2 protein-coding genes are annotated in these 7537 nt (G+C 33.3%); one reads left to right on the forward strand and one right to left on the reverse strand.

What is annotated here, in order from left to right:
* Positions 1-24 precede the first annotated feature (24 nt).
* Complete coding sequence (locus tag J3S90_RS15395; RefSeq protein ID WP_210646919.1) at positions 25-2187, reverse strand: DUF4838 domain-containing protein; 2163 nt, start codon at positions 2185-2187, stop codon at positions 25-27.
* A 1020-nt stretch (positions 2188-3207) separates the two neighbouring features.
* On the opposite strand from J3S90_RS15395, the gene J3S90_RS16055 reads away from it, so the two are divergent.
* Positions 3208-7537, forward strand: a 4330-nt coding sequence (locus J3S90_RS16055; RefSeq protein ID WP_394369414.1) for a beta strand repeat-containing protein, incomplete at its 3' end; no start/stop codon positions are given.

Genomic DNA, 7537 nt, shown 5'->3' on the forward strand with positions numbered 1-7537 from the left:
AATTTCATTAAATCCAACATTTTTTTATTGATTATAAAGTTCAATTTCATCTATCATTACCATAGGTTTTTTGTTTTTTCTTGTTCTCCAAAAAGGTAATTCGGTTTGGTTTTCTACTTCAATTTTTATCCGCTCTAAACCACTTAATTTTGAATCAATTATTTCAATGGATTTAGATTTTATTTCAAAATTTTCTTTTAACTCTATATTTTTAACTTCATTTATAAAAAGCCATTCGTTATTAATATAGCCATATACTGTTATTTTTCTTGGAATAAAAATCCAATTTCTCTGATTGTCTAAAAAGTTAATTTTAATTCGATTAATGGCTATTTTATTGGTAATAATTTCTATTTCAGGATTATTTCCATACCATCCTACCCAATTCATATTATAATCCGTGTGTCCTTTTATTCCATCAACAAGACAAGCAGGTCCTTTTCCTAAAAAGTCTGGAAATGGTGGAGTTAGAAAATTCACCTTTAATTTTTCTCCCAAATGAACTGTTGTGTTTTTGCTAATTTCTAACCAGTTTTCATAATATTTATTGGGAGATATTCCGTCTTCACTTAGTTCGTATATCCCTAATTCATTACAGACTGTGGTAAATTGTTGTACTCTTTCGGTGAGACCGGGTTTTACTTGTTTCTTGCCTTCAGAATTGGTAAGGAACATTCCGTGGGTATCAGTGCCATAAAATTTAGATTGTTCGAAATAAACAAATTCTAATGCAAGCCTCAATTTTTTTATTCTATTAGATAAAATAGAATCCTGTTGTACAGATATTGTTGCTTCATTTAATAATAAATCATATTCATCCATGGCTTTAGGGGATAAAAATGTGTTTCTATTTTGAATTGGACCAGAGTAAATGTCTAAAGCTTTTTTTGATTGTTCTTGATTTATGGCTAAGAGGTTCAGGTATTCTTGAACGTATGGAGCTGCATTGCCATAAAATCCTTTTAAAAAATCGGCTGTGATTGCTTTTATATCTATTTCTGCATTCCACAATAATTTGGCTAGCAAATACTGTCTTAATTCTGAAAAGTCTCCTGGGACATCTGCGTAACCTTGCACAAATAACCCTTTGATATGCTGTTTTTTGAAATACTTATAATTTTCTGAAAAAGTATTAATGTTTGGAAAAGGAGACAAATAGTTTGAAAACTGAACTGTATAATCCCATAAATATAAATTTGGCGTCAATTTTCTCCAATTATTTAATGTTTTTTCAAATGACAAATTATTATTGTCACTAGTAATTGATTTAGCGCGGTTTAATTCAATTGGGCATACCAAAGTGTAAATATTTGAACTTATTTTTAGATCAATTGGCGGTTGAAAAGTATGTTGATACGCTAGTGTGACTATTTTTATTTTTGGAAAATGCTTTGCAATTTTATTTAAAAAGAAATAAAGAGACCCTTGAGGACCACCATGTTTTTGGTTTAAAATGCTACACTTTTCGCATTGACAAAAAACGGTATCATCATTTTGACTAACAGACAGGAAAGTTGCATTGGGATTGTCGATAATAATTTGAGTTATTTTTGCAATTATTTTTTGTAAAGCCATTTCATTTGTCATGCAAATTGACTCAGCTCTTCGTTTTCCTTCATAAAAAGCAAAATATTCAGGATTGTTTTTAAAAAATAGTTTTGATGGTAAAAGCTCATTAAATGTATGTCCCCAAATACTAAAATCATCTTTATGCCAATCTAATTTATGCCATTCTCTAAAATCTTTATCAAAGGCATCGGGGTAATAGAGCACACGATATTCAAAAGAAGGTCGATATGTTTTTTTAAAATTTTTGGGATAAATAAATTGATTTGTTTTTGGTATAAAATAATCAGTAGCATTAAATTTTCTGAAACCCCATTCTTCTAGTAAAGTGTAAACTCCATAAATAAGTTGTTGTTCGTTAGTGGCGATTAAATAAATTTCTTTATCATCACTTTTAATATAAAAAGAAGGGTTCTCTTTTTTACTTTTTAATGGTTCTATTATAAGATGAATGGATGCTTTTTTGGTTTTAAAATTATCTTTAATTAGAAAAGGGTTAGTGAAACTTTTATCTAAATATTTCTTTAAAATTTTTGCTGCAGGAAGAGCATTTGTATTGCTAATACATATTGAATTATGATCCTCTAATACATCATTAATTGTAATAGTAGATTGAGCCATTGTTTTGGTATTTAAAAGAGCTAAAATAAATAGAAAATAGATTGAGATTGTCCTATTAATAAACATATAATGAAGTTATTTGACGAAATTGTTTTGAATTTATGTTTAAAGAAATAGGTTGTTGATTACTATAGGTATTAATTAATCAAGTTGTTCATCTATTGGTCTTTTTTAAATTTTAAAAAGGATTATACTTTTAAAGTATATTTAAAATAGTTTGCTGTTGTAAAAATTAATGATAGTGTTTCAATTATATATAAAATAATAGTTTAATGTTTTTTAAAAGTATCAGTAACAAAATTGAATTTGCGATTTACCTTTATAGAATAGTCGTTATTTCTTTTATTACAAGAGAATACTTTAAATCGTTTTTTAGATAAGAATTTACTCTATTATTTCTTTTTTAATAGTAATAATGCTCTAATTTTTACTTTTTTTTTGAAAATTAATTAAATATTTTTTTTCTTACCTATTATTTGTTTTAAAATTATGATTTTAAAGAGCTAAAAATCTTAGTTATCTGTATTAAAATCTTAAAAAACTTAAAAGATTAATTTTTTAATGAAAAATATTTTTTTTAAATTACTAAATAACTTCGATTAAATACCAATAAAAACGTTCAAAGACAGCTTTTTTTTAATTTATAAAAATAATCATTTGTTGATACAAATATCCAAAAATTGTTGATAGTTTTTTATATACATTTGCAACGTTTTAATAATTATGACATTACAGTTTTTAATAATAACTTGTTATTTGTGATAAAAATTTCACTTTTATTATTTTTTAATTAAAAAATAAGTTTGATTGTGTTTTTCTAAATTGTTTTATTCATAAATTTCAATAATAAATAATAAAAATTAAAACCAAAATAAGTAAATTAACGTATATAAGTGTATTGGTTTTTGTATCTTTAAAATACATCAACCTTTTTTGCAGTTATATTACTTTTTCAACATATATAGATTCATCATTTAATGGTGAACATTTAAATTATAATAGTTAATGAATATCAAGTATATGAATCAAAACTACGCTCCGAAATTATCTTTTTTGAATATATCTAAATCAGTAAAATATTTATTTTTAATATTTACTGTAGGTCTTCTTACTTTCTCTTCTGCAAATGCTCAAGTTTGTGGAACTCCTGGAGTAGATGGGCCCATAACTATTTCTAGTGCTGTAAATACCTATTATCCTGTTTTAAGTAGTACTCTTACTTTGAATGCAGGAGCACAATCTATACAAGTTGGGGCAGTGCCTACAAATGATCCTAAGAATAACTTTGGTACGCTTTCAATTGCTACTGGTGATTTAATTTTGATCATTCAGATGCAAGATGCTGAAATTAACTATACTAATAGTGCTCAATATGGTTCAGGTTCCTCTACTTCATATACAGATGGTCTTGGAGGTACAGGATTTACCAATATTGGCAATACAGGTATTTTTGAATATGTGATAGCGACAAATAACGTACCGCTTACTGGAGGGAATCTAACTTTTAAAGGTACTGGTACTGGTGGTGGTGTTAAAAATAGTTTTTACAACGCACCTCCAACTGCAACAAGAGGAAAAAGGACATTTCAAATTGTTAGAGTTCCACAATATTCTAATTTAACATTAAATGCAAATATTACCACACCGCCATTTAATGGAACTTCTGGGGGAGTTATTGCATTCAATGTTTCGGGTACTTTTAATTTTGCTGGTTTTACTATTGATGGTAATGCAAGAGGATTTAGAGGAGGCTTTAGCCCTATTTTAGGTTCTGGTAATAATAATTCAACAACCTATGTTGGTGCAACAACCAATACTGCAATTTCAGGTAAAGGAGAAGGAATAGCGGGAACACCCAGATACATGTGGGATGGATTTAATGAAGTAGGAGACGATTCTCAAGAGATGCCAGGAGGATCTGCTGGTAGAGGAGCGCCAGGAAATGCAGGAGGTGGAGGTAACGATCACAATGCCGGTGGTGGTGGTGGTGGTAACGGTGGTTACGGTGGTTTAGGTGGTTTAGGATGGCAAGGTGGTAATGGTGATGTTTCTCCAAAAACAGGCGGAGGAAGACCTGGTTTTAGATCTTATCTTACTACAACCGCTCCTTTAGATAGACTCATTATGGGTGGTGGTGGTGGTGGTGGTGACGCCAATAATGCTACTACTGGTGTAAAAGGTGGAGTTGGTGGTGCTATCATATTAATAAATGCAGGAAACCTTATAGGAACAGGTAAAATTCAAGCGAATGGTGGCAATGGTGCTGCAGGTGCTTATGGAAGCGCTCCCGATGGTGCAGGTGGAGGTGGAGCTGGAGGAAGTGTATTTTTAAATATTTCTAATCCTAGCACAGCGACAATTACAATCGATGCAAAAGGAGGTAACGGTGGAAACACTGAGAATGATGGTGGTAATGAGCATGGTCCCGGAGGCGGAGGCGGAGGCGGAATTATTAGATATAATGCAGCAGGAGCTATAATTACAAGTAATGTAAGTGCGGGTTTGGCTGGAAAAACTAATAAAGGAGCTGCTCCAACAAGTACTCATGGAGCGATGGATGGAGCTGCTGGTTATTCAGCAACTTTTGCTGCTGGTGATTTAGCTGAAAATCTTCAGATTAATTCAGATTGTTTTCCAATTTTGGAGACCAAAGTAAAATCGTTAACTTCATCAGTTTGTAATTCGGTTAATAATGAAGTCTCCTATGAAATTCAAATAAAAAATATAGGAAGCGGAAATGCTGCAAAAGTTTTCTTAGACTTCGCTTTTCCAACAGGTATAGATTTTTTATCCGCTACAGCAGTTTATTCTATAGAAGCTACTGGTCCAGCGGGTCTTTTGTCGTATACTAACACTGCAAACAAACCTTTAATAGGTGATTTTAATATTGCTAAAGATGGAATAGTAACAATAACCTTGAAAGGTAAAATTACTAGTTCTGCTACTACAGGTGTAAACAATGCTAATGCTCAAGCAGTATATTTAGATCCTACAAGAACAACAGCTAATCCAAACAGACAAATTACTGCATTCACAGATAGTTTTGGGTCCTATCCAAATAAATACCAAGGAGGAAGTCAAGCGAATGTTTCAGGTATAAATTTTAAAGGATCTACTACTAGTATTGATGATGTTGATATTTTGGCATTACCTGTAGCGCCTACAGTAACTACTACACAACCGAATTGTACTACTTCGACAGGAACAATAAAAGTGACTGCTCCTCTTAATGGTTCGGGTATAACGTATACATTAACTGGTTTAGCTCCTGTTGTTGCAGCAGTGTCTAATTCTACTGGACAATTCTCTGGTTTAGTAGCGGGTACTTATCAGGTAACCACTACTAATGCTAATTCATGTACTTCATTACCTACTTCTACAATTACTATAAATTCTGTTTTTGGTGCTCCTGTTACTAAAAGTGTGTCTATTTGTGTAGGAGGTTCAGGAAGTTTAATTGCGAGTGGATGTTCTGATAATAGTAAAATTGAATGGTTTACCACAGCTACAGGAGGATCTTCAATATTTACGGGTGCTACTTTTAATCCTATTGGTGTATTGGGTTCAGGATTACCCAATGCAAATGTTGCTGGAACAACGACTTTTTATGCTAGTTGTAATAATTCCCCATGTAGAGCAGCAACAAATTTTGTTATAAGTCCAATACCAACAATAAATGGTGTTACGCCTGGAACAATTTGCGGTGCTGGAAGTGTTACATTGAGTGCTACTGCTTCTTCGGGTACAATAAGTTGGTATGATGTTGCAACTGGTGGTACACCAATAGCTACAGGAGCTACCTATACCACCCCAAGTTTGTCTGTAACCAAAATATATTATGTAGAAGTATCTGATAATAATTGTACTTCAACTAGAACTTCTGTTACTGCTACAGTTACTGCTATACCAACAATAGCATCAACTACAGGAGCGGAAAGATGTGGGCCAGGAACTTTAACTTTAAAAGCTACAGCCTCAGCAGGAAAAGTTAATTGGTATGCAAATGCACTAGGAGGAACTTCGCTTTATGAAGGAACTGATTATATAACTCCAAATTTGTCTGCAACAACTACTTATTATGTTGATGCAACAAATAATAGTTGTACCTCAAACTCTAGATTAGCTGTAGCCGCTACGGTTAATACAGTTTCTACTCTAACATTAACTACTGGTTCGCAAAATCAGATAATTTGTACAGGAGCAGCAATCACAAATACGGTATATACTTTTGCAGGTAGCGCTACTAATGCTGTTGTGACAAATTTACCTTCAGGGCTAACCTCCAATGTTGATACAACAAATAAAACAGTAACCATTAGTGGTACTCCAACAGTTGCTGGCACTTATATAATAACAACGAATGGACATTTAGGATCATGTACTGCAGCTACTTTAAGCGGAAAAATTGATTTTACTACTATAAATACTGTAGGCTCTGCTTCATCTACACCAACATTATGTATTAATTCAGCATTAACAGCAATTACACATACTACTACTGGTGCATCAGGAATCGGTACAGTAACTGGATTGCCTGCTGGTGTTACTGCAAATTGGTCAAGTAATAAAATCACAATTAGTGGTACACCAACCGCATCTGGAACATTTAATTATAGTATTCCATTATCTGGAGGATGTGTATCAGTAAATGCTACTGGAAAAATTATAGTTAATAATGCTCCTGTAACTCCAGTAGTGAGCACAACAGCAGCGACTTGTTCAGCTGCGGGAAGCATGACTCTTACGAATTACGATGCAGCCAATACTTATGTTTTTTCACCTGCAGGACCAACTGTTAATGCAACAGGAGTCATAACAGGCGGTGGAATAGGAACGGCTTACACGGTTAAAGCGACTAATAAGACTTCCGGATGTATCTCAGCGGCTTCTAATAGTTTTACTGTTATAAACCTAACACAGTTGGCTACACCAGTAACTCCAGTAGTGAGTACATCAGCAGCGACTTGTTCAGCTGCGGGAAGCATGACTCTTACGAATTACGATGCAGCCAATACTTATGTTTTTTCACCTACAGGACCAACTGTTACTGCAACAGGAGTCATAACAGGTGGCGCGATAGGAACGGCTTACACGGTTACAGCGACTAACGCTTCTGGATGTATCTCAGCGGCTTCTAATAGTTTTACTGTTATAAACCTAACACAGTTGGCTACACCAGTAACTCCAGTAGTGAGCACAACAGCGGCGACTTGTTCTGCTGCGGGAAGCATGACTCTTACGAATTACAATGCAGCCAATACTTATGATTTTTCACCTGCAGGACCAACTGTTAGTGCAGCAGGAGTCATAACAGGCGGTATGATAGGAACGGCTTACACGGTTAAAGCAA

The organism is Flavobacterium flabelliforme (genome assembly GCF_017948675.1).
Lineage (GTDB): Bacteria > Bacteroidota > Bacteroidia > Flavobacteriales > Flavobacteriaceae > Flavobacterium > Flavobacterium pygoscelis.